The organism is Thalassotalea sp. PLHSN55 (assembly GCF_052030545.1).
Lineage (GTDB): Bacteria > Pseudomonadota > Gammaproteobacteria > Enterobacterales > Alteromonadaceae > CANMXU01.
The window spans coordinates 366,722-389,549 of the sequence record NZ_JBPDIH010000001.1; the positions used below are offsets into that span (position 1 = coordinate 366,722).

The 22,828-nt window shown below is 39.5% G+C and carries 22 protein-coding genes; 12 read left to right on the forward strand and 10 right to left on the reverse strand.

Annotated elements, in window-relative coordinates:
* The first annotated feature begins 53 nt into the window (after positions 1-53).
* Entirely contained in the window at positions 54-1,403 is a 1,350-nt protein-coding gene (locus ACRRSQ_RS01765) for a DNA recombination protein RmuC (RefSeq protein WP_440873967.1), read from the forward strand.
* A gap of 58 nt (positions 1,404-1,461) precedes the next feature.
* Here the strand turns inward: ACRRSQ_RS01765 and ACRRSQ_RS01770 are convergent, their stop codons facing one another.
* The gene (locus ACRRSQ_RS01770) at positions 1,462-1,818 is read right to left on the reverse strand and encodes a VOC family protein (protein WP_440873968.1); all 357 of its coding nucleotides are present in this window, start codon (positions 1,816-1,818) and stop codon (positions 1,462-1,464) included.
* Between the two features lie 41 nt (positions 1,819-1,859).
* Positions 1,860-2,939, reverse strand: coding sequence for a GGDEF domain-containing protein (locus ACRRSQ_RS01775; RefSeq protein ID WP_440873969.1), 1,080 nt, complete (start codon positions 2,937-2,939; stop codon positions 1,860-1,862).
* Between the two features lie 185 nt (positions 2,940-3,124).
* On the opposite strand from ACRRSQ_RS01775, the gene ACRRSQ_RS01780 reads away from it, so the two are divergent.
* A complete protein-coding gene (locus tag ACRRSQ_RS01780) occupies positions 3,125-4,309 on the forward strand; it encodes a diguanylate cyclase (protein WP_440873970.1) in 1,185 nt (394 codons plus the stop codon).
* Positions 4,310-4,317: 8 nt separating this feature from the next.
* On the opposite strand, the gene ACRRSQ_RS01785 is transcribed toward ACRRSQ_RS01780, so the two are convergent.
* Together ACRRSQ_RS01785 and ACRRSQ_RS01790 are read right to left on the reverse strand one after the other, a co-directional pair.
* Positions 4,318-4,722 carry an MAPEG family protein gene (locus tag ACRRSQ_RS01785; protein WP_440873971.1) on the reverse strand — a complete coding sequence of 135 codons (405 nt, stop codon included), beginning with the start codon at positions 4,720-4,722 and terminating at the stop codon, positions 4,318-4,320.
* A 63-nt stretch (positions 4,723-4,785) separates the two neighbouring features.
* Positions 4,786-6,123: a sodium-dependent transporter gene (locus ACRRSQ_RS01790; protein ID WP_440873972.1), complete on the reverse strand. Its 1,338-nt coding sequence runs from the start codon at positions 6,121-6,123 to the stop codon at positions 4,786-4,788.
* A gap of 374 nt (positions 6,124-6,497) precedes the next feature.
* On the opposite strand from ACRRSQ_RS01790, the gene ACRRSQ_RS01795 reads away from it, so the two are divergent.
* The 3 genes from ACRRSQ_RS01795 to ACRRSQ_RS01805 are packed head-to-tail and all read left to right on the forward strand — an operon-like array spanning position 6,498 to position 10,942.
* The gene (locus tag ACRRSQ_RS01795; protein WP_440873973.1) at positions 6,498-7,142 is read left to right on the forward strand and encodes an MBL fold metallo-hydrolase; all 645 of its coding nucleotides are present in this window, start codon (positions 6,498-6,500) and stop codon (positions 7,140-7,142) included.
* A gap of 49 nt (positions 7,143-7,191) precedes the next feature.
* Entirely contained in the window at positions 7,192-8,016 is an 825-nt protein-coding gene (locus ACRRSQ_RS01800) for an ion transporter (protein WP_440873974.1), read from the forward strand.
* Between the two features lie 55 nt (positions 8,017-8,071).
* The gene (locus ACRRSQ_RS01805) at positions 8,072-10,942 is read left to right on the forward strand and encodes a response regulator (RefSeq protein ID WP_440873975.1); all 2,871 of its coding nucleotides are present in this window, start codon (positions 8,072-8,074) and stop codon (positions 10,940-10,942) included.
* Between the two features lie 67 nt (positions 10,943-11,009).
* Here the strand turns inward: ACRRSQ_RS01805 and ACRRSQ_RS01810 are convergent, their stop codons facing one another.
* From ACRRSQ_RS01810 to ubiT, 3 genes are all read right to left on the reverse strand, one after another.
* On the reverse strand, positions 11,010-11,306 hold the full coding sequence (locus ACRRSQ_RS01810; protein WP_440873976.1) for an antibiotic biosynthesis monooxygenase family protein: 297 nt from the start codon (positions 11,304-11,306) through the stop codon (positions 11,010-11,012).
* Between the two features lie 79 nt (positions 11,307-11,385).
* Positions 11,386-11,832, reverse strand: a complete 447-nt coding sequence (locus ACRRSQ_RS01815; RefSeq protein WP_440873977.1) for a hypothetical protein — start codon at positions 11,830-11,832, stop codon at positions 11,386-11,388.
* Positions 11,833-12,014: 182 nt separating this feature from the next.
* Positions 12,015-12,575 carry a ubiquinone anaerobic biosynthesis accessory factor UbiT gene (gene ubiT / locus ACRRSQ_RS01820; RefSeq protein ID WP_440873978.1) on the reverse strand — a complete coding sequence of 187 codons (561 nt, stop codon included), beginning with the start codon at positions 12,573-12,575 and terminating at the stop codon, positions 12,015-12,017.
* A 240-nt stretch (positions 12,576-12,815) separates the two neighbouring features.
* Here ubiT and ubiU point away from each other — a divergent pair, with 240 nt between their 5' ends.
* From ubiU to ACRRSQ_RS01855, 7 genes are all read left to right on the forward strand, one after another.
* Entirely contained in the window at positions 12,816-13,811 is a 996-nt protein-coding gene (ubiU, locus tag ACRRSQ_RS01825) for a ubiquinone anaerobic biosynthesis protein UbiU (RefSeq protein ID WP_440873979.1), read from the forward strand.
* Between the two features lie 34 nt (positions 13,812-13,845).
* A complete protein-coding gene (locus ACRRSQ_RS01830) occupies positions 13,846-14,730 on the forward strand; it encodes a U32 family peptidase (RefSeq protein ID WP_440873980.1) in 885 nt (294 codons plus the stop codon).
* A gap of 8 nt (positions 14,731-14,738) precedes the next feature.
* Positions 14,739-15,887 (forward strand): JmjC domain-containing protein, encoded by a 1,149-nt coding sequence (locus tag ACRRSQ_RS01835; RefSeq protein WP_440873981.1) that lies wholly within the window; start codon positions 14,739-14,741, stop codon positions 15,885-15,887.
* Between the two features lie 199 nt (positions 15,888-16,086).
* Complete coding sequence (gene rsuA, locus ACRRSQ_RS01840; protein ID WP_440873982.1) at positions 16,087-16,776, forward strand: 16S rRNA pseudouridine(516) synthase RsuA; 690 nt, start codon at positions 16,087-16,089, stop codon at positions 16,774-16,776.
* Between the two features lie 125 nt (positions 16,777-16,901).
* Entirely contained in the window at positions 16,902-18,509 is a 1,608-nt protein-coding gene (locus tag ACRRSQ_RS01845) for a methyl-accepting chemotaxis protein (protein ID WP_440873983.1), read from the forward strand.
* Positions 18,510-18,833: 324 nt separating this feature from the next.
* Positions 18,834-19,460, forward strand: a complete 627-nt coding sequence (gene upp, locus ACRRSQ_RS01850; protein ID WP_440873984.1) for a uracil phosphoribosyltransferase — start codon at positions 18,834-18,836, stop codon at positions 19,458-19,460.
* A 46-nt stretch (positions 19,461-19,506) separates the two neighbouring features.
* Entirely contained in the window at positions 19,507-20,787 is a 1,281-nt protein-coding gene (locus ACRRSQ_RS01855; protein ID WP_440873985.1) for a uracil-xanthine permease family protein, read from the forward strand.
* A gap of 95 nt (positions 20,788-20,882) precedes the next feature.
* Here the strand turns inward: ACRRSQ_RS01855 and ACRRSQ_RS01860 are convergent, their stop codons facing one another.
* The 3 genes from ACRRSQ_RS01860 to ACRRSQ_RS01870 form a co-directional block, all read right to left on the reverse strand.
* Positions 20,883-21,149 (reverse strand): late competence development ComFB family protein, encoded by a 267-nt coding sequence (locus tag ACRRSQ_RS01860; protein ID WP_440873986.1) that lies wholly within the window; start codon positions 21,147-21,149, stop codon positions 20,883-20,885.
* A 116-nt stretch (positions 21,150-21,265) separates the two neighbouring features.
* Positions 21,266-21,883, reverse strand: coding sequence for a primosomal replication protein PriC (gene priC / locus ACRRSQ_RS01865; RefSeq protein ID WP_440873987.1), 618 nt, complete (start codon positions 21,881-21,883; stop codon positions 21,266-21,268).
* Between the two features lie 26 nt (positions 21,884-21,909).
* Positions 21,910-22,683 carry a TSUP family transporter gene (locus ACRRSQ_RS01870; RefSeq protein ID WP_440873988.1) on the reverse strand — a complete coding sequence of 258 codons (774 nt, stop codon included), beginning with the start codon at positions 22,681-22,683 and terminating at the stop codon, positions 21,910-21,912.
* Positions 22,684-22,828 lie beyond the last annotated feature (145 nt).

Genomic DNA, 22,828 nt, shown 5'->3' on the forward strand with positions numbered 1-22,828 from the left:
TACAGTGGTTTTGGTTTTTCTTTGCTGCTTAGTTATCGGTTTAAGGAATTTTTATGGCTTTTCTTTTAGAAAACTTTCAATTATTGCTATTAGGCAGTGTCGCCTTTTTAATTATTGCGGTAGTCTTTTTAGTGATAATAAACCAACGACTTAGCCATGATGTTCGCCAAAACCAACACAGCTTGCTAGAGCAACTCAGCTTTGCTGGCCAGTTAAACGACAAATTTAACCAACAAATTCAGCAGCAACTCTCCTTAAATCAACTACAACTGGTTAATCAACAAACCGAATTAAAAAGCTTTTTTAGCCAGCAACAGGCAGATATTCGCATCAAGCTATTAAGGCAGTTGTCTGAGCAAAAAGACCAATTTAATCAAAACCAACATAAAGCGGTTGACCAACTCGTTGAGCATTTAAATAAAGCCAGCCAAGCTAACAGAGAAGAGCTGGCTAAAGCGATGAGCCAAAGCAGTGACAAAATGGAAAAACGCATTGACGCGTTAACCCAATCAACTGACAAACGCTTGCAAGATATTAGCGGGCAAGTGGAAAAACGCCTTGCTGATGGCTTTGATAAAACCACCAAAACCTTTAATGATATTTTAAAACGCTTAGCGCTGATTGACGATGCTCAGAAAAAAATTACCGAGCTATCAACTAATGTCGTCAGTTTGCAAGAAGTGCTTGCTGACAAACGCTCGCGCGGCGCTTTTGGCGAAGTGCAGCTTAACGCGCTTATTCGCAATGTTTTACCTGAGCAACATTTTGCCCTGCAACATACCCTATCAAACGGGAAAATAGCCGATTGTGTGATGTTTTTACCTGAGCCGACCGGCAATGTGGTGATCGATTCAAAATTCCCACTAGAGAGCTACCGTAAAATGGCGGATAACCAACTCAGTGAGCTCGAGCGAAAAGCCGCGCAAAGACAATTTAAAACCGACATTAAAAAGCACATTAATGACATTAGCGATAAATATTTAATTGACCGAGAAACGGCGGATGGCGCAGTGATGTTTATTCCTGCCGAGGCGATATTTGCTGAAATTCATGCCCATCAAAGTGACTTGGTGGATTATGCCAATAAAAAGCGGGTGTGGTTGGCGTCACCAACGACTTTAATGGCAATATTAACGACTGCACGTTCGGTATTAAAAGATGAAGCAACACGTCAGCAAATTCATATTATTCAAGCGCATTTGTCTGATTTAGCGACCGACTTTTCTCGTTTTCGAAATCGTTTTGATAATCTCGCCAAACATATTGACCAAGCCGCAACCGACGTTAAGCAAATTCATACTTCCGCCAATAAAATTTCAAATCGCTTTGAGAAAATTGAACAGGTTGAATTGCAAATAAACGAGAGTGAAACGCTTGAGGTAAAAGCCGCGCAGCTTGAGTAAGAAAATTCAGCGGCTGTTATTGACTAAAGCCGTTTTAATTAGGTTTTAAGAGCGCCGATTAATCAGTCAACGACCAAACTGCAAGTTCATTACCGCTAGGTTCTATAAAATGAAAACGTCGGCCACCTGGAAAGGTAAAAATGGGCGTTGAAATTTTGCCGCCGGCAGACTCAACCTTTGCTTGCGTTTGTGCTAAGTCATCACTTTTAAGCACCAATAAGGCGGCGCCGGTTGCGGCAACAGAGGTTAATTCTGAGCGGTAGAAACCGCCATCAAGTCCTTGATTTGAGAACGAGGTATAATCAGGACCATAATCTTGAAATGACCAATTGAAGGCTTTTTCAAAAAAGCGTTTACTTGCCTCAATATCACGCGCTGGAAATTCCACGTAGTTTAACTTTACAGATGCTGTCATAAATCCCTCGCCAAGGTTGTGTTAGTTAACGTCATTTTTATTTAATAACTGAAAGCCACACTGCGGTTTCTACCGCGAGTTTTTGCTTCATACAGTGCTTTATCAGCATTAACCAATAATGCTTTTAATGGCTCATTTTCTTCGCTCAACGATGAAATGCCAAAACTTGCGGTACAGCTAATGGTTTGCCTCTGCGACAAGTTAATGACATGCTGCTCGAGTGTGGTGCGAATTTGTTCGGCTAAAATTAATGCTTCTTGTTTAGTGGTGTCGGTCAATGCCAATACAAACTCTTCGCCGCCTATACGGGCGAATAAGTCGGCGCTTCGACAGCGGTTTTTGATCAGCTGGCTTATTTCTTTTAAGCATATATCGCCGTCAAAGTGACCAAAGGTATCGTTGATATTTTTAAAGTGATCGATATCAACTAATACAATAGTAAAAGGGCGTTTTAGCTGTTGTGCGTCAAACAACATGTTATGTCCGTGAGTAAAAAAGTAGTGACGATTGGCAACGCCAGTCAAAGCATCAGTTGTCGCTTGTTGAGTGAGCTGGGCTTCGTTTATGGCGATTTGATTGGTAAAAAGTGACATGACAACAATGACTTCTATCATGTTAAAAAATATCACCGACTGATACATCATTTGATTGGCCTGTGCCGACAATTCAATGAGTGGTGCGGTATTTAATGTGTTTTCACAATAAAAGAAGCCGATAACCGCAGCTAAACTCAACAACAGTTTTTCTTTATTTTGGTCAAGGTCAAATAACAGGTATGCACCAGTTGGCACTAAGAAAAAATATAAGTGAAATCCACTCGCATTGGTGACGTATAAATTGGTACAAATAAAAATATGTACGATAAGAATAAAGAAAAACCAAACCTTGGCCGCTCTTCTTAACAGGAAGTAATTTAATAGCAAGGTTATTGCATAGCTAAACGTGAAAATTGTGTTGATAAATGCAACAGTATAGTTTTGTAAAATAAACAGATAGTTAATTGTATATGTTGCTGAAATAAAGAATGTGATGATAGCGACAATATTGGTGAATCTAACGCGATTCTTCGATGAAAAATCGAGTTGTTGGCAACCAAGTTTGATTAATGGTTCAAAAGTCATAAATAAGCACTAATTTATTGATAAAAACATATAAAGATACGTTGCTTTGATAGATAATTATTACCTAAATAACGCAAGAATTGATACAAAGCTGTTACATAATAACGCAATGCTTTGAGAATAAATATAATTAATGCTCTAGAGAGGAGTTAAGCTTGATCCCATTTATGCAAAGGTTTAAAGCTATGCTAGTAAGTGCCGTACTAGTGAGCTTGGTTTTTGTTTTCTTCTTCAAATTTCCAACATATTGGCAGCCTTGGCTAGCGATATCTCCCACGCTAATATTTATCGTTAGCAGCATTACTTTTTTATTGGCTGCTCAATTTAGCCGAAGTCGTTATTCATTATTAACTATTTTTTGGCTACTGATTTATTTAGCGCTTTATTTTAATATCCGCTGGTTTGACAGCGTCGATTTGTCATTATTTACCACTTATCAAGGTAATAGCCGGCAAAGTGACTGGTTAATGTTGTTAGGTGTCTTTTTCATGTCGACGTTAACCTTGATAAAAGATCGCGGTATTTTATCGATTCATAGCTTTTATCGCATCGCGATGTTTGTTGCTGTACTAGTGGCGGCATATGCTTGGTTAAAAGGCGCTGCATTAATTGAGCACCATTATTTGGCGAAGTATCATTGGCTTGAATATGTCGCCATTGAACTCCCGCTAGTTTTGGCTGCTTTGCTTATTAGTTGGCAAAGTTATAAGTCGACAACCTTATTTGCGCCTTCAATTGCTGCGACCTTATTAATCTGGTCTTTGTATTATTATCAAGTATTGCAATTACCTTGGGCGGTCACTTTCTTTTTGTTTTTCTGTCATTACTTGATTGTGGTGTTAATTGATTCGTATTTTCTTGCTTATCGCGATGAATTAACTGAGCTGCCGTCACGCAGAGCGCTGCAACAGTTGGTATTGTCATTAGGGCGAAATTACACGGTTGCTATGTTAGATATTGACCATTTCAAAAAGTTTAATGACACCTATGGCCATGATATTGGCGATCAGGTTTTGAAGCTTGTGGCGTCAAAACTGGCAAAAGTGAAAAGTGGTGGGCGAGTATTTCGTTATGGCGGAGAAGAGTTTACCGTGGTTTTTCCGCGTAAACATATCGATCAAACCTTGCATGAATTAGAGCAATTAAGACAATCGGTTGCCGACTATAAAATGGTGATCCGTCAGCAACAGCGTCAAAGTAAGCAAGCGCGAAATAAAGGTAAAAGCGACAACTTAAAAACGGTCAGTGTCACTATTTCAATTGGTGTCGCAATGCGAGAATCAAAACAAAACTTTGACCAAGTATTAAAGGCCGCTGACCAAGCACTTTATCGTGCTAAGAAAAGTGGCCGTAATAATGTTAGCCAGTAAACAGCGGGCTAATTAAGTTGCGTTATCACTAAATTTGCCCACAAGATAATGATACATAAAAACCCTGCAACAAAGACCAGCAATCTATGAATAACATGGTTGTAAGTTAGGTGAATGTAAGAGTGAATAATGCGCAGTATCACAAATAGCCAAGCGATTATGGTGCTGAACTGCGTTTCTAACCCTAAGCTTATATATAAACAACAGACCACATAAAACAGTGTTGGGACTTCAAATTGATTATTGAAGTTCCGGCCTGATTTAGTAATAAACTCGGGCACCTCTTGCCCTTGCATTAAACGAAAATACCTAGCTTTTACCGTACCATTTTTCACACTGGCAAAACGTGCGCTTACGGTTATTAAGGCAATAACAAACGTCAGCAATACCAATAACGCCATCGCAAAGATCATCAACACTCCTAAAAGCTAATAAATGCTTATTTTTTTACAGTGTTTCTAATCTACTGAACTTTACTAGTTAATGATAGCGACATTGACAAAAACAACGCTGAGTAAAATAGGGCAGACAAAACGTAAATAATTCGCCCACCACTTTAATGCCGGTTTTGCCTCTATGGCGGCTTGGTCGCGAAGTTTATTGCCACGTTGCCAAATCCAACCAACAACGATGAAATAAAATAAACACATTAGTGGCTGAATTAGCGTGGTTAAGACTTGAATAACTAGCTCAAACAAGACATCAAAAAAGACAATAACTAATAAGCTAGTACAAAATACCAGTGCAGAAATCAACCAAGTTGCTTTAGTGCGGTGGTAGCTTTTTTCTTCAACTAAATAGGCTACCGGTACTTCGGTAACTGAAATGGTTGAGGTTAATGCCGCGATGCTAAGCAATGCAAAAAAGACAAATGAAATTACCAAGCCCATTTCACCCATGCTATTAAATAAGGTAGGTAAAATACTAAAAATAAGCTGACCTTCACCAATGAGTTTACCGTTGTTAAATACTTCTACACCTGCCGTTTGCGCGACAAAAAGTGCTGGGATAATTAACAAACCGGCTAAAAAGGCAATAAAGGCATCTAATGCTGCAATTGAAACTACGAGCTTACCTAGGTCTTTGCCTTTTTTCATATAAGAGCCGTATACCATCATACCGCCAACACCAACTGATAAAGAAAAGAATGCTTGTCCCATGGCTGAGATCACCAATTTAGGATCGGTAACTTGGCTAAAATCAGGAATAAGATAAACCGCTAAACCTTCCATTGCGCCCGGTTGCTGTAAAATATAGACAATCAGTCCGATCAGCATGAACAATAAAATAGGCATCAAGCGCGACGACCATTTTTCAATCCCCGCATTAACACCTTGGTGTACAATCGCTGCGCCTAGAACAATAAAAATAGGCGTAAATAACAAGTCACGCGTCATGCTTGAGCTCGATAACCAAGTTGAAAGTTCGACCATGCCCAGCATTTCGGTAAGCGCCGCGAGTGCATGGGCCAACATCCAACCAGCAACTATGGTATAGAAGCTCAGCATCATAATCGCGCCCATCAAACCGATTAAGCCGGCCGCTTTTCCAGCCTTAGGCATAAAACGTTGGCAGGCTTCGCTTAGCGCGCCGACAGGATTTTTTTGGGTTTGATTACCTAAATAAATCTCAGCATATAGTGCAGGTAAGGCTAATAAAATGGTAACAATAAGATATACCAAGACAAAGGCACCACCGCCATTGTTTGCGGCTTGCGTTGGGAAGCCCCAAATATTTCCTAAGCCAATAGCCGAGCCTGCGGCTGCTAAAACAAAACCTAAACGTGAATGAAATGAGTCTCTAATTGTTGCCATATGAAAGGAATACTGAGGAGTTTGCAAGAAAGCTTACCGAGTTACATTTTTTTTGCAAAGTTTTTCGTGTAGCCTTTTGCATTATTATTTACCAACTTTGTTAATTTATTTAAACAATTAGGGGCTGTTGAACTTTCGAGGTTAAATTTCGTACAAAGTAAACGCTTGTTGTTGAAGGCGTTGCTGTTAATAACTAAGTTGTTAGCCATAAGGTGTCGTAGTTAAACTTGGGCTATTGTCGAAGCATAGGTGGAAACCTAATGCTCAAATAAAGCGTTTTCAACAATAATACGGTTATTAAGTTGATAGTGCCTTGAAAAACTTGGTGGTACAATCTGTGAATATTTCTCCTTTAATTATTAGAAAACTCAGCTATGTTACAATTTAAAATTATCCCTGTTACTCCTTTTCAACAAAATTGCACAATTTTTTGGTGTGATGAAACCATGCAGGCTGCGGTAATTGATCCCGGTGGCGATATTGAACTTATCTTAGCTGAAGTTGACAAACTTAAAGTCGATGTTGTTAAAGTATTATTAACCCATGCGCATATTGACCATGCGGGCGCGACACATGCCTTGGCGAGTCATTTTAACATTGCGATTGAAGGGCCACATAAAGAAGATCAATTTTGGATTGATTTAATTGAAGAGCAAAAAGACCGTTTTGGTTTTGCTCATGCAGAAGCATTTACAACCGATCGCTGGTTAGATCAAGGTGATAAAGTGACCTTTGGTAATCTTGAACTAGAAGTCTATTTTTGTCCTGGGCATACACCTGGTCATGTGGTGTTTTTCCATCGTGAGTCAAAACTTGCGCAAGTGGGCGATGTTTTATTTAGTGGTTCAATTGGTCGCACAGACTTTCCAAGAGGCGACCACCCAAGGTTAATTAAATCGATACGCGAAAACTTATTTCCACTTGGTAACGATGTGAAATTTATTCCGGGTCATGGACCTATGAGTACCTTTGGTCAAGAACGACAATCTAATCCGTTTGTTGCGGATCATTTGGTATAAACTCTGTTTCTATTTAACTTTTTGATTAAATTTTAGGTAAAGAATTTTCATGGCTTCATCCATAATGCGCTGGCAAGCGCGTTTGAAAAAAATTGACTCCAGCAACTTATTCCAAGGTGCTGTTATTGCAGTTATTTTACTTTCTGCATTACTTATTGGTGCAAAAACTCACAACTTATCGCCTACAGCAATGTCAATATTGGCATTGCTTGATACTGCGGTAACCATTTTCTTTGTTGTTGAACTCACCATTCGATTTTTAGCGTGCCCAGATAAAAAGCAGTTCTTTAAAAATGGTTGGAATATTTTTGACACCATCATCGTCATTGGTAGTTTAATACCAACAAGTAGCTCGGGGGTATTACTAGCGCGTTTATTACGTGTATTTAGAGTACTTCGTTTAGTGTCTATGGTGCCGGAACTACGTTTATTAATTAATGCACTACTGAAAGCTATTCCGCGTATGGGATATATTGCGTTATTGATGTTTGTTATTTTTTACATCTACGCAGCTATTGGCAGCATGACCTTTCATCAAATCAACGAAACCTTATGGGGCGACGTTTCAATTTCGATGTTGACCTTATTTAGGGTGGCAACGTTTGAAGATTGGACCGATGTGATGTACGAAACTATGGCTGTGCATCCATTGAGTTGGATTTACTATTTAAGCTTTATTTTTCTTACTGCTTTTATTTTCTTAAATATGATGGTCGGTACCATTTTAGAAGTAATGAGCGAAGAGCATGAAAACTTTCGCGCCCAGTCTCATGGCGAAACTTCTGAAGGCGGCGAGCCAGCAAGTAGAGCGCAAATTGAAAAATTAGAACAAGAATTAAGTGAAATAAAAAAAATGTTATCGCAGTTACGGTAATATCTTTATATATTAACAACTGATGTCTTTAAAAAATAATAATGAGTGACTATCAATGATAGTAAAAATAGCAAACGAGCTTAAAGTACGAGTGATACGAAGCCTTGTGGTTAAAAACGTATATTTGCTTTTTGTTTTGTTTGCTATTTCGCCATTAACCACCCACGCCCAACTAGAGCACAGTTTCGAGCAGCAATTAACGTCAATTAAAGAAAATAAAGATTTAGCCTTAGCACTAACGCAAATCGATAAGTTGTCATTATCTCCTTCACTTTCTGCCTTGCAATCATTTGAACTTTTATATGAAAAATCGATGCTGCACCTTCGCGCAAGTGAGCTTTCCCAAGCACTGCACGTTATGCAAAAAGCGCTATTGTTTGCTGAAAATAACTATTTACGTGAACAACAAACGTTGGCGCAAAAAATGGTGGGTGTGTTTCATTACTACAAAGGCGAATATGCACTCGCGCTTGACGCATATAATAAGGCGTTAACCCAATATCAACTCGATGGCGAGCATTTAAAAGAAGCACACTTGCTCAATAACCTCGGCTTAGTTTACAGCAATATGGGAGACGTTAAGCAAGCCTTGGAGCAATTTAAATTGGCAGAGCCTTTGTATCAAAAATTTGGTACCGAGGCAGATAAAAATGATGTTCGTCATAATATTGCCACGGTTTATTTACGACTAAAGCGGTTTGATATTGCGATCGAGATATTTCATGAAGTTATTGATAAACGTATTATTCTTAATGACTTTAGTGGTGCAGCAGAAGTCTACGGGAATTTAGGTACAACCTATAAGCAAGCCGGGCAGTTTCAACAAGCGAAAGACTATTTGCTAAGATCTTTAGATTTTTATAAAGAGCAGAATGATTTGTACAACTCGGCCGCGCAACTGCACAATTTAGCCGAGTTATATAATCAAACCTATGAGCACGATTTAACCATTAACTATGCAAAACAAGCGATTGTTATTGCAGAAAAAGTGGGACACAAAGCCGCGTATTCTGGCGCACAGTATTCATTAGCTAAAGCGCAATTTGCTTTTGGTGAATGGGCATTGGCGTTGCAACATTTAACCTTGTCGCAACAAGCGGCAAAGGAGATGAATTATCAAAATCAGATGATTGAAAATAATGCGCTTTTTGCTTTGTTGTATGCAGCATCGGGCCAATATCAGCAGTCGTTATCTGTGCACCAAAGCTACCTTTTTGACAGTAATAAACTTGCCAATGAAGCGCTTAATGAGCAACTGGCCAAATTTGACTCTACACAATTAAAACAACAGGTTGTGCAATTACAACAACAGAAAAAACTACAAACACTTGAGTTAGAAAAAGAAGATCAGCTGAGAAATTTTGCCATTATTAGTATTATACTGCTGGCGCTAGCGGCATTTTTCTTTTATCGCAGAAATGCTGAAAGAAATATTAAAGAGAAGCTTAAAGCTAAAGTCAGTCAACGCACCAAAGATCTTGAAGACTTAATGCAAGCGTTATTAAAAGCTAATCAGGTAAAAAGTCAGTTCCTTGCCAATATGAGTCATGAAATACGAACGCCACTTACCGCTGTTATTGGCCAAGCCGAGGCGATAGTTCATGGTGATGTTCCCGAAGAATACTTACTTGAAGAAGTGGAAGTGATTCATGATAACAGTGTGCATTTGCTTGAGTTAATTAACGACACTTTAGATTTAAGTAAAATAGAAGCTAATAAGCTAGAGCTTAATATTACTGATGGCGATTTACACCAGCTGATCCATCAAATTGAACAAATGTTTTTTGAACGAACGACCGCCAAAGGGTTAAGTTTTGAAATAGTGCATAACTTGCCGAAACCGTTTGTTATTAGTGTTGACCATTTCCGTTTAAAGCAGGTGCTGATTAACTTATGCTCAAATGCGGTTAAATTTACCTTGAAGGGTAAAGTGACAATAGATATTGCTCATCAAGGTAAAAATATTGTTTTCAAAGTTATTGATACTGGCATTGGTTTAGACAGCCAACAGGTTGATAAGATATTTCGCAGTTTTACCCAAGGCGACAGCAGTATTGCACGCAATTTTGGTGGTTCAGGGCTTGGTTTAAGTTTGTCTGACAAGCTGGTGAAATTAATGCACGGTGAAATACGCGTGCAAAGTGAGATACATAAAGGCAGTGTCTTCTCGGTTATCGTTCCTTGTATTCAAGTACAAAGCGAATTAAGCGTATTATCAGCATTAGAGTGTGACCGTGAATATGTTGAACCTAAAAAGCTAAACGGCAAAGTATTGCTAGCTGAAGATCATGTTGATAACCGTCGATTATTTGTCAGATTATTAACCAAATTAGGCTTGGAAGTATATAGTGCAGAAAACGGTCGCGAAGCAGTAGAGCTATGCCGACAGCATCAGCCAGACTTATTATTACTTGATATTCAAATGCCTGAAATGGATGGCATTGAAGCTTATAAAGTTTTAAGAGAGCAGGGTTTTCAACAACCTATTGTCGCCATTACCGCTAACGCAATGGCTGAAGATCTCGCTCAGTATACCTCGCTAGGTTTTGACAGTTGCATTAAAAAGCCAGTAGAGCGCAAAGTCTTTATTCGCGCAGTCGCGAAATACTTTAAAGTCGAAAAACCGATTGCCGAGCTTGAAGCTGAGGCGGATAAACTGAATATTTCAGATCTTAAAATACAGTTCATCTCAGGTTTAAAAGAAGATAAAAAACAGCTACTGAAAGCATTAGCTAACGAAAACCTCGCCATGCTATCTGAGCAAGCACATCGACTTGCGGGCGCCGCGCAAATGTTTGGCTTTGCGGTACTGTCAGAGCAGGCTATTGCCTTAGAGCAGGGCATTAAAAACAAAGATATTATTGGTATTGCGGTATTAACAGAATTGCTTTGCGAGCAAATTAGTGAAGAGCTTATTCAGCAATAGCTTAAGATTTAACACCATTGCTGAGTTTGTTTAGACACCGATAATGAGAAAGACTAAAGCGATAAAGCTAGTTTGCAGGAAACTGATAAGAACGTTTAATTTCGACCACATCAACTTGGTAAGACTGATACCATTTTTCACGGCCTAATGATTGCGCTAGTCCATGTTCAGCGTCTTTCTTCCAACGTATAATGCTTTCTTCATCTGGCCAATAAGAAATGGCAATTTCTTGCTCATTTTCTGTTGCGGCTACAAAATCGATACAACCATACTTTTCAAACGCTAAAGTGCGCATTTTAGCAACCATGTCACCATATTCTTGATCTTGGCTGCCAGCTTTTGCTCTAAATATTACTGCGAACATAACTCTTCCTTGTGGTTAAAAGTAGTAGCTTAACGACAATGTTTAGCGCTGTAAAAGGTTGAGCGGCAATATGCTATTTTTATTTGTAATGTCTATGCAGACCCGCTGTAAACCAAAAGACAACGCCAACAACAAAGCCCGAGACGATTAACGCGAGATAAATGATTAATGGGTTATTATATGGCGCGATATTGTGCACAACATTTTTATACATCGAAAAAATGATCAACGGCAAACTATTCATCATTGCACCGCCTAAAGTGACCGATGCAAAGGTAATGAGTCGGCACTTTTTCAATAAAAAATAAGTCGGTAAACCAAAGGTGAGAAAAATAATGTAAGCAATTGGCGCACCGATGAAAAGAAAAATTCCGATATGTCCAAAGGCATTTTGAATATCTTGAAGCCCGTATTGTCCCAATGCCAATTCAATGCCCATAACAATAATTAACAACTGAAAAACCATTGAATTAACGAGTGGGGCAATTGCACAACCTAAAAAAAGGTTTATTTTTTTGTCCGGCATTTAAAGGGTCCTGTGCGTCGAGTTTTAACTAATAATCTATCCATTGTAGTTTGCTTTATAAAATAAGAGTAGCGGCTAACTAGTTGACAATTGTTCCTATGGTTAGCCAAACAGTAACAGTTACGCGAGTTGTGTAAACGCTATAACTCTTGGTTACATTGGTTTATAAAACATGTAGTTAATTATGCTAGTTGTGTTTGCTGAGCTGACAATTCAGTTTGTGTTAACTCAAGCCAGTTTGCCACTTGCTCAACGGCGCTATGTACACTACTTGGTAATTGTTCGATATCTATTGCATCGATCAAGTTTTTCACCTCAAGCCCCAGTTCAGTGTCGCCTTCAATTTTCAAGCGACGTTGAAAAAATAGCGTGTCTGGGTCTTGTTTTCGTCCGGCGATCAATACCAAGTCGTCACCACTTGCGCTAAAACAGACATCTTCTTTCACCATTTGTGCAGGAGACGCCATCACGAGCGAATCGTCGGCAAAGCTTAACCACCAGTTAATGTCTAAATCGGTAATATGAATACGTAGCCATTTATCTTGTAAAAATTCGAAATCGCCATCTTCCATTGCTTCTTTAAAAACTGAATGCAATGCGGGGATTAGTACTTTTTTCTGTACGGTAAAAGGGACTAACTTAAAGGTTGGTTTTAATACCTTTGGTATCAACGAAATGATATTTTCTCGCACCGGTAGTGGAATTTTAGGCAATGAAAACGCTTTAGTTGTAGCTTTAGTCATAATAATTCTTCATACAAAAATTTGGCTTAATTTAGCATAGCTAACCGTGTGTTTAGTTGGAGTAGATCAACTTTTAATTATCATCATAACAAGCACTGCCGTGTTGCCAACAAATATTACAAACTCTTACCTTTGTGTTTCAAATTGTGCAAGGTCATTTTTCTTAATGCAGGTCAAGGAAGTTGCAGGTTAACCCCCTTAAAATGTCGCCACTGTAAATTTAACTAAATGAATACTTATATGGAATTGTTGTGTCCAGCGGGCAATTTACCTGCACTAAAAACGGCAATAAAAAACGGTGCTGACGCTGTATATATTGGAATGAAAGACGACACCAATGCTCGTCATTTTGCCGGCCTCAATTTTAATGATGGCAAACTTGCCAAAGCGGCAGACTATGTACATCAACATGGAAAAAAATTACACGTTGCCATCAATACGTTTGCTCACCCAGGCGGTGAAGAACGTTGGAAAAAGGCAGTAGATAACGCCGTTGAAATAGGCTGCGATGCGCTCATTATTGCTGACCTTGGTGTGTTAGATTATGCCGCAACTCAATACCCTGATGTTGAACGTCATGTCTCGGTACAGGCATCCACCACTAATTTAGAAGCGATTAAGTTTTTTAAAAATAATTTTGACGTTGAACGTGTTGTTCTGCCGAGAGTTTTATCTGTTCAGCAAGTGCGACAATTGGCCAAAACTAGCCCAGTAAAACTGGAAGTATTTGCCTTTGGCAGTTTATGCATTATGTCTGAAGGTCGCTGTTATTTATCGTCATATATGACGGGCGAGTCGCCAAATACTGTCGGCGCATGTTCTCCTGCAAAATACGTACGTTGGCAAGAAACCGAACAAGGTTTAGAAAGCCGATTAAATGATGTATTGATCGATCGTTACCAACCTGATGAAAACGCTGGCTACCCAACGTTGTGCAAAGGGCGCTTTGAAGTCGACAATAATGTTTATCATGCTTTAGAAGAACCCACCAGTTTAAATACCTTAGAGCTAATACCAGAGCTTTATAAAATGGGCATTGCCTCGGTTAAAATTGAAGGGCGTCAGCGAAGCCCTGCTTACGTAGAACAAGTGGCAAAAACGTGGCGCAGTGCAATTGACCGGTATGAACAGCAGCCAGATGCTTATCAGGTAGAAAATGCGTGGATGCAAACTTTGGCAAACTTATCAGAAGGCTCGCAAACCACGTTAGGTGCTTATCACCGTAAGTGGCAATAATCTATTTGTTCGACATTTTATATTAGGAAATTACATGAAATTCTCTCTTGGACCTAGCCTGTTTTTTTGGCCAAAACAACAAGTAGAAGACTTTTATCAACAGGCTAAAGAAAGCAGTGCTGATATTATTTATTTAGGTGAGACTGTTTGTTCAAAACGTCGTGAGTTACGTGCAAACGACTGGTTGGCATTAGCTAAAGATGTGGCAAGTTCAGGCAAGCAAACGGTGATTTCGACCATGGCATTGCTTGAAGCGCCTGCTGAAATTCAGGTAATGCGTAAACTTTGCGATAACGGTGAACTGTTAGTTGAGGCAAACGATTTAAGTGCCGTGCAATTAATGCATGAGTTAAAATTACCGTTTGTCGTTGGCCCTGCGATTAATTGCTATAACTTATCAACTATTAAAGTATTGTTAAAACAGGGCATGACCCGTTGGGTTATGCCTGTTGAGTTATCAGGCGATTGGCTAAAAACCTTATTAGCGCAAGCAGAAGAAGAAAATATTCGCGACCAATTTGAATGTGAAGTTTTTTCGTGGGGTTATATGCCGCTTGCTTATTCGGCACGTTGTTTTACTGCTCGCTCAGAAGATAGAGCCAAAGATGATTGCCAGTTTTGCTGTATTAATTATCCGCTCGGGCGAAAAATGAATAGCCGAGAAGGTGAAAAAGTGTTTGTGCTTAATGGCATTCAAACCATGTCGGGCTACCAATACAACTTGGTTAATGAAGTGAATGCGATGAAAGACATCGGCGTTGATATTGCCCGAGTTAGCGCAGATAGCGAGCAAGCTTTTGCACAACTTGAGCAATTTAAGCGTCAACTTTCTCAACCACAACAATACCCGCTTGATGGGGTAAACGAGTGCAATGGTTACTGGCATAAAATAGCCGGCATGTCGATTGCCCAACAATAGAGGTTGTTATGTATACGTTAAATTTAACCGAATTTAGTCAAGCTGAGTTTTTAGCGAATTATTGGCAAAAAAAACCGGTGGTTATTCGCCAAGGTTTTTTAAATTTTCAAGATCCAATTTGCGCAGATGAAATTGCAGGCTTAGCCGGCGAAGAGCAAGTAGAGTCACGCCTTGTTTATAAAAAGGGCGAACAATGGCAAGCGGAGTTTGGTCCGTTTGACGACTTTGTTCGATTAGGTGATAAAGACTGGTCGTTAATCGTTCAGGCGCTTGACCATTGGTCAGAAGATGCCGCTAAAATGATTGAACCGTTTCGTTTTATTCCACACTGGCGCTTAGACGATTTGATGGTCAGTTTCGCTACCCCAGGTGGTGGCGTTGGTCCGCATATCGACCTTTACGATGTCTTTATTTGTCAAGGCTCTGGCAGGCGCCGTTGGAAGGTTGGCGATTTGGGCGAGCATAGAGAATTTGCCGCTCACGAAGCACTTTTACATGTTGACCCGTTCGAGCCAATGATTGATGTTGAATTACTACCGGGTGATATTTTATATATTCCACCGGGGTTTCCACATGAAGGGGTGACAATTGAAAACAGTTTAAGTTTTTCTGTTGGTTTTCGCACGAACTCAACCAGTCACTTATTTAGCGGTTTAGCCGATCACTTGATCGACTCTGAGCAAGGTTTAGAGCTGATATCTGATGCAGGACGAACGGCGTCTGAGCATACCGGCAGCATTGACAGCAGCGATTACGTATTAATTAAAAACCAGTTACAGCACTTCCTTGATGACGATGAAAAGTTTAGGCAATTTGCCGGTTGCTTTTTAACGCAAGCGAAACACGAACTAGATTTATTAAGCGCAGAAATACCGTTTTCTTTTGAAGATGTAAATTTTGCCATGCAAGAAAATAGTCTACATAAATTAGGTGGCTTACGCGCCTTTTACTTTACTGAAAGTGTAGGCCAAGGGCTTTGTTATATTGATGGTGTTGAAGTTAACTTTGCGCCAGACATTGCGCCTGTGGTTCAAATGTTGTGCGATAACGTTGAACTAAGCCCCGAGCAATTAGCGCCGTGGCAAGATAACGCAGAGTTTTTAGCTTTTCTGACCGAGCATATTAATACCGGTTATTGGTATTTCTCTCAAACCTAGTTCCTTTAACTTCAGGTTTAAGGCAAGCACAGCTACACTGCGTTAAGATGGGTAATGTTAAACTCTATAATGTTAAGCTGTGCTGCCTGTTATCGATCAAATTATTATTTTCTCGCTATGAAAGTCGCCTGAACAATTGCTAAATTTATCGGGATCAGGATAATAGCCGGCGCAGTTAAATACCGAGAACTTCCACATTATGCGTTTAGACAAATTTATTTGTAAAAGTACCGAATTGACCCGCACCGAAGCGAAAAAACTATTAAAAACAGGTTTAGTTATCGTTAATGGTGAAGTGGTTAAAAATGGTGCCTGTCAAGTACATGAAAACAATACTATTACCGTTGAAGGTGAGGTCCTAACCGCTCGTCAATCACGCTATATCATGATGCATAAGCCAGAAGACACCATTTGTTCAAATGTTGATGAAGTTTACCCTTCGTTATTCCATTTTATTGATGTTGATAAAGCATGGGATATGCACATCGCCGGTCGACTAGATGCTGATACCACAGGTTTAGTGTTAATCACCGATGACGGGCGTTGGTCGCACAATATCATTTCGCCGAAAAAGCACTGTGTTAAAACTTATCGGGTATGGCTTCGAGACGTTATCGCAGAAAAAGTTATTGACGAATTTAAAGAAGGCGTGCAATTACAAGGTGAAAAATCGTTAACTCGCCCTGCAGTTTTACGTATTGTTGCCGATAAAGAAGTGCTCTTGTCTATAACTGAAGGAAAGTATCACCAAGTTAAGCGTATGTTTGCAGCGGTCGGCAATAAAGTGGTTGGCTTACACCGTGAGCAAGTTGGCGAAATTAAGCTTGATGATGATCTAGCACCAGGTCAATGGCGTTATTTAACTGAACAAGAAGTGTTATCTGTATAGATGCTTTACGTTTTTTGTTTTTTTCCTACCTAGATCAATAAAGTTATCGACAATGAACTACCCATGTTAATTTAAATACTCCATTATAGACTTGGTGTTTTTGGTTAAAAAATATAGGACGTTGCATGCTGAAACAATTATCTCTAGCGAAAAAAATTCATCTCTCTCTTAGCCTTATCGGCATACTTTTTTTAAGTACCACCATATTTTTCTTTTATGGTGACGAAAAAGAGCTCGCTGAAAGCTTTGTTGAGCGAAACTTAGAAAGCTTAGCGGTTAACTATTTCGATTCAGTTAATACCATGATGTTAACAGGGACGATTGCCAATCGAGGCATTATTCAGCAAAAAATCCTTAGCCAAGAAGACATTGTCGAAGCTCGAATTATTCGTGGCCCACAAACGGTCAAAATATTTGGTGCAGGTAATAACGACCAAGCAGCAACAACCGATTTTGAGCGTGCTGGTTTAAACGGCAGCAAAGCCTTTAACTTAATTGAAGATGGCGATAAACGCATAATGGAATTTATTATGCCGATTAAAGCCAGCAAAGATTATCGCGGCACTGACTGTTTAGCTTGTCACCAAGCGACAGAAAACGAAATTTTAGGCGCGGTGAAAATCGCTTATGACCTATCGAGTGTTGATGCAAAAATTCTTGCCTCTATTACCAAAGCATCGATATTACAGCTAATCGTTACTGTGATTAGTTTTCTACTACTGAGCCTAGTCGTACAGAAATTGGTATTTACCCGTTTAAAACGATTACGTAAAACCATTCGAGATACCGAAAAAAATCTTGATTTAAATAAAGAAATTATAGTGAATCACCAAGATGAGCTTGGCGAGGTGAGCATGGCATTTAATAGCATGCTCAGCAAGTTTAAAACCAGTTTTGTTGCGGTATCAAAAGCGAGTGAACATTTAATTGATTCAGCGAAATCGGTGGATGAAATTGCAGACTTAACTAAAGAAGCGGTACTTAGTCAGAAAAACGGTACTGACTCGGTTGCGGCTGCCATTAATGAACTCGATGCTTCTGCAAATGAGGTGAAACAAAATACCCAGTCTGCTGCCGATAAATCGGTTTCGGCCAACAAAAGCGCAAGTCAAAGTTTAGTGTTAGTTGAGCAAGCTAAAGATGGCATTAACAACTTACGTGATCAAGTGATTGAAAATACGTCGATGATTGGCTCGTTAAGTGAAAAAACCCACGAAGTTGGCAGCGTACTTGAAGTTATTACTAGCATTGCGGAACAAACTAATTTATTGGCACTTAATGCTGCCATTGAAGCGGCTAGAGCAGGCGAGCAAGGTCGCGGGTTTGCCGTTGTTGCTGATGAAGTGCGCTCGTTAGCGACTCGTACACGTGAGTCGATTGACCAAATTCAATTAACGATAAATGGTTTGCAGGTCGATGCAGAACAAGCGGTTAATTCGATGAATGACGTTAGTAAGCAAGCGCAAGAAAAGGCGGAAGAAGTTGCTGATGTCTCTAATTTAATTGTTGAAATAACCGAGCAAATTAAAGAGTTGGATGAGCTTAATTGCCAAATCGCCAGTGCTGCTCAGCAGCAGAATTTAGCCGCAGATGAAATTAACATTAATGTTGTTAATATTAGTGAAGTTGCCGAGCGTTCAAGTGATGATGCGATTCGCGGTAAGCAAATTAGCGAACATCTATTAGAGCTGTCTTACGAGTTGAATCAACAAGTATCGAAATTTAAACTATAACCGAACTTTTTTTGCTGTAGAGCAAACTGTTTAGGTAAAAAAGTCTTTATGATCTGCGCCACTTAATACCTAAGGTGTTAAGTGGCTTTTTATTGTTTGTCTTTCAAGCAGAGTAGGGTTCATACCAATCTAACTAAAAACATAATCAACTCAGGTTATTTAATCAAATTGGTCTCAAATGTAAATGTACGATATTGTAAATGTTACTTTCCTTGTACTTAGAGTTACATGTTGTTTTATTTGTCCTCTACTCCCTAGCTAAGATTGCGAGCCGTATAAGCAAGTTATACTATACTCATGATTTAATTATTAACGGGAAATAATATGAGCGTTTTTGAGATAAAGCACCCATTGGTACAGCATAAAGTGACGTTAATGCGAGCGAAAAATATTAGCACACGTGACTTTCGTCAGCTTGCCGCAGAAGTAGGCAACTTAATCACTTATGAAGCGACAAAAGACTTAGAAATTGAATCATTTACTATGCAAGGTTGGGATGGTGAAATTCAAGGGCAACGTATAAAAGGTAAAAAAATTACGGTTGTGCCTATTTTACGTGCTGGCATAGGTATGCTTGACGGTGTTTTAGAGCTAGTACCAAGCGCAAAAATTAGTGTAGTTGGTTTATACCGAGATGAAGAAACACTCGAGCCGGTGACTTATTTTGAAAAGCTAGCCAGTGATGTTGACCAACGTATCGCACTTATTATTGACCCTATGCTTGCTACAGGTGGCTCAATGAATGCCACCATTGATATTTTAAAAAAAGCCGGTTGTAAAAATATTAAAGCACTTGTCTTAGTTGCCGCACCAGAAGGCATTGAAAAAGTGAATCAAGCACACCCAGACGTTGATATTTATACCGCTTCGGTTGATAGCCACTTAAATGAAGCTGGTTATATTATTCCTGGGCTAGGCGATGCCGGCGATAAAATATTCGGCACTAATTAATTTTTCTATCGTTTGATATTTCTAACGTTTTTATTTAAGGGTTCTTATGAACAATCCATTTAAGCAAGACTGGCGAACAGTTTTAGCTGGCCTGCAAATGCTTTTTGTTGCGTTTGGTGCTTTAGTCTTAATGCCACTTATTACAGGACTAGATCCTAGTGTCGCTTTGTTTACTGCAGGCATTGGTACGATATTATTTCAAATTATCACTAAAAACCAAGTACCGGTTTTTCTTGCGTCTTCATTTGTGTTTATTGCGCCTATTACCTACTCAGTACAAACGTGGGGACTACCGGCAACAATGGGCGCATTATTTGCTGCTGGCTTATTCTATATGTGTTTGTCGGCGATAGTGGCGATAAAAGGTGCTGGCTTTTTACACAAGCTAATGCCACCTGTGGTTACCGGGCCAATTATCATGGTTATTGGTCTTAGTTTAGCGCCGTTAGCGGTTAATATGGCGATGGGGAAATCAGGCGATGGTGCTGTTGAGTTATTCCCTTACGTCGATGCGTTAATCGTTTCTTTATCTGCATTATTAACCACGTTATTGGTAGCAACCTTAGCAAAAGGGATTTTTCGTTTAGTCCCAATTTTAGCCGGTGTTTTTGTTGGTTATATCATGGCTTACTTCACCAATATGATTGATACCGTTGCCATCGGTAATGCCACTTGGTTTGCAGTACCAGCGTTTACCACACCTGAATTTCATCTAGGCGCTATTTTATTCATGATCCCTGTGGCTATTGCCCCGGCGATTGAACATGTTGGAGATATTTTAGCGATCAGCAATGTCGCCAATAAAAACTTTGTCGAAAAACCAGGCCTACACCGCACGCTTTTAGGCGATGGTGTAGCAACATCAGCCGCTTCACTATTTGGTGGGCCGCCTAATACGACTTACTCAGAAGTTACTGGTGCGGTAATGCTAACTAAAATGTTTAACCCTATGATCATGGTATGGGCGGCATTTTTTGCGATAGGTTTAGCCTTTGTGGCCAAGTTTGGTATTGCACTACAAACCATTCCAGCACCGGTGATGGGCGGTATTCTTATTCTATTGTTTGGTTCTATCGGTAGTGTTGGTATGAACATTTTAATCAAAGCACAGACTGATCTTACAGAGCAACGCAACTTAGTGATTGTTTCAACGACACTTGTCTTGGGTATTGGCGGCATGGTGATTGGCAATGCTGATTGGAGTGTTCAAGGTATTAGCTTATGTGGTTTAGTTGCAATTGTTTTAAATGCGGTACTGCCAAAAGGTGATACCAATGAAAATCTCGATGTTGAAGATGAAATCGTCAAAGACGTGGTAAATCACTAACATCACATTATTTTTAAAACAAAAAAGCAAGTAACTGATGTGTTCCACTCGTTACTTGCTTTTTTCTGCCCTAAATTTTTATGGTATTTTTTGCATTATTTAATGTGATTGTTTTTCATAAATTCAAGCGCTTTATTAATGGCGATTTTTACCTTACTTTCCATTTCAAAACGCTCTGATGCGGGTAAGTAAAAAGACATATCTACTTCATGACGAATATAACGTGTCGGTAACTGGTTCAGTACCACGCAGGTAAGATCGGCGATAAAGTCGTCATCATAATTGTCTTCGAGCTTTAATTGTTGAAATTGAGCGACCACTAGGTTTTCATAATAATTATGAATGTCATCAGAAATTCTCATGGATTGTCCTTGCTTATAATTACAATAACTTAAGCCTAACCTGAGAAAAGGCAAATTGCTAACTTTTCAGTATTGTTAATAAAGCTTTGTTGATAATAATCACGCGATTGAGCGCATTAACGCGTATAGCGTTTCTCGGAAAGCTCGATTTGACGTTCAATTTTTGAAATTGCTTGCCGACAACGACCAATACGCTGGTGTAAGGCGAGTATTTCTTTGGTTAGGTTTTGTTGGGCAACGCTTTGGCTGTTTTGTGTACGTTGATGTTCGCGGTCGGTGATCATTTGGGCAAGCCTGCGCTCAAACTCTCGTGTTTCGGCAAGCTTTTGATGCAGTTCATGACTAGATTGCATCACCGATTGTGCTGCTTTTTTAAAGCGCTTTGATTTGAACGCATTCAGTCGGTATTGCGCTTCAACGTGCATGCTTTTATTGGCATTTAGTGCCGTGACTAATGAGCTGATTTGGCGTTCTACAAGCGGCAGTTGGTTAAACGCAAACTCTTTTTTGTTTTTGTCAATTAACCGATTCAGTTCATGTATTTTACGATTGATCTCGTCAATATAAGGCATGAACTTATCACTGTAAGTTACAAATAAGTCATCTGAAAACAGGGCATTATCGGTGAGCAATCGATGCGCTTTGGTGTGGGCATTTTTTTTGTCAACACGTGCTGCTTGCTCAGCCAGTTGATCGACGACTGTCTGCAAACGTTGTAACGCTAAAAGGCTCATTCAATGATGCTCGATTGTTAAGTGGCTTAAGACCAGGCTTGATAAGCTAAGTTTACCGACATTATGATAACAACGACAATAAAAATTGGACGAATAAATTTGCCGCCGTACTTTATTGCAGAACGTGCGCCGATCCAAGCGCCAAGCATAATAAATATGCCCATTGAAATACCAAGCAGAAAGTTAACATGTCCTAAGTAAATAAAGGTAAGTAAGCTGCAAAAATTACTAACAAAATTTGTTGAACGCGCTAATCCGCAACTCAACAAAATATTAATTTTATACAACGCATTGCTTGATGCCATCCAAAAAGCGCCTGTTCCAGGGCCCGCGATGCCATCATAAAAGCCGAGTATTAAACCTTGAATGATTTGCTTGGCTTTAATAAGCGGCGTTGGCAAAGGTAAGCCTGCATCGTTGTCTACTGCGGTTTTCACTAATAAGGTATACACAGCCGTTAACGCGATAAGAATAGGCAGTACCTTTTCGAGAAAGTCGGTACTAAGGTAATTAACCACCAATGTGCCGATAACGGCACCTATAGCGGTAAAGATGATGGCGTAGCGCCAAAAAGCAGGGTCGAATAATTTTCTTCGGTAAAAGGTAATAGAAGCCGTACAAGAACCAAAAGATGCGGCAAGTTTATTGGTACCTAATGCAACATGAGCGGGTAAGCCCATGGTTAGCAATGTAGGCACAGTTAACATACCGCCGCCACCTACAATCGCGTCGATGAAACCAGCAATAAAGCCGACACCACATAAGGCAATCCATAATGTGATATCTAAAGTTAGTTCCATAAAATCTACCGAGAAAATAAAAGCGGCAGTGTAACATAACCACTGGTATTACCAATGCTGACAATGGTTTTCTTTTGTAATGAGACTAATCTTTTTAAACTATCTAATAGCGATTTTGTTGGTAGAAAAAATTGCCAAAATGTAA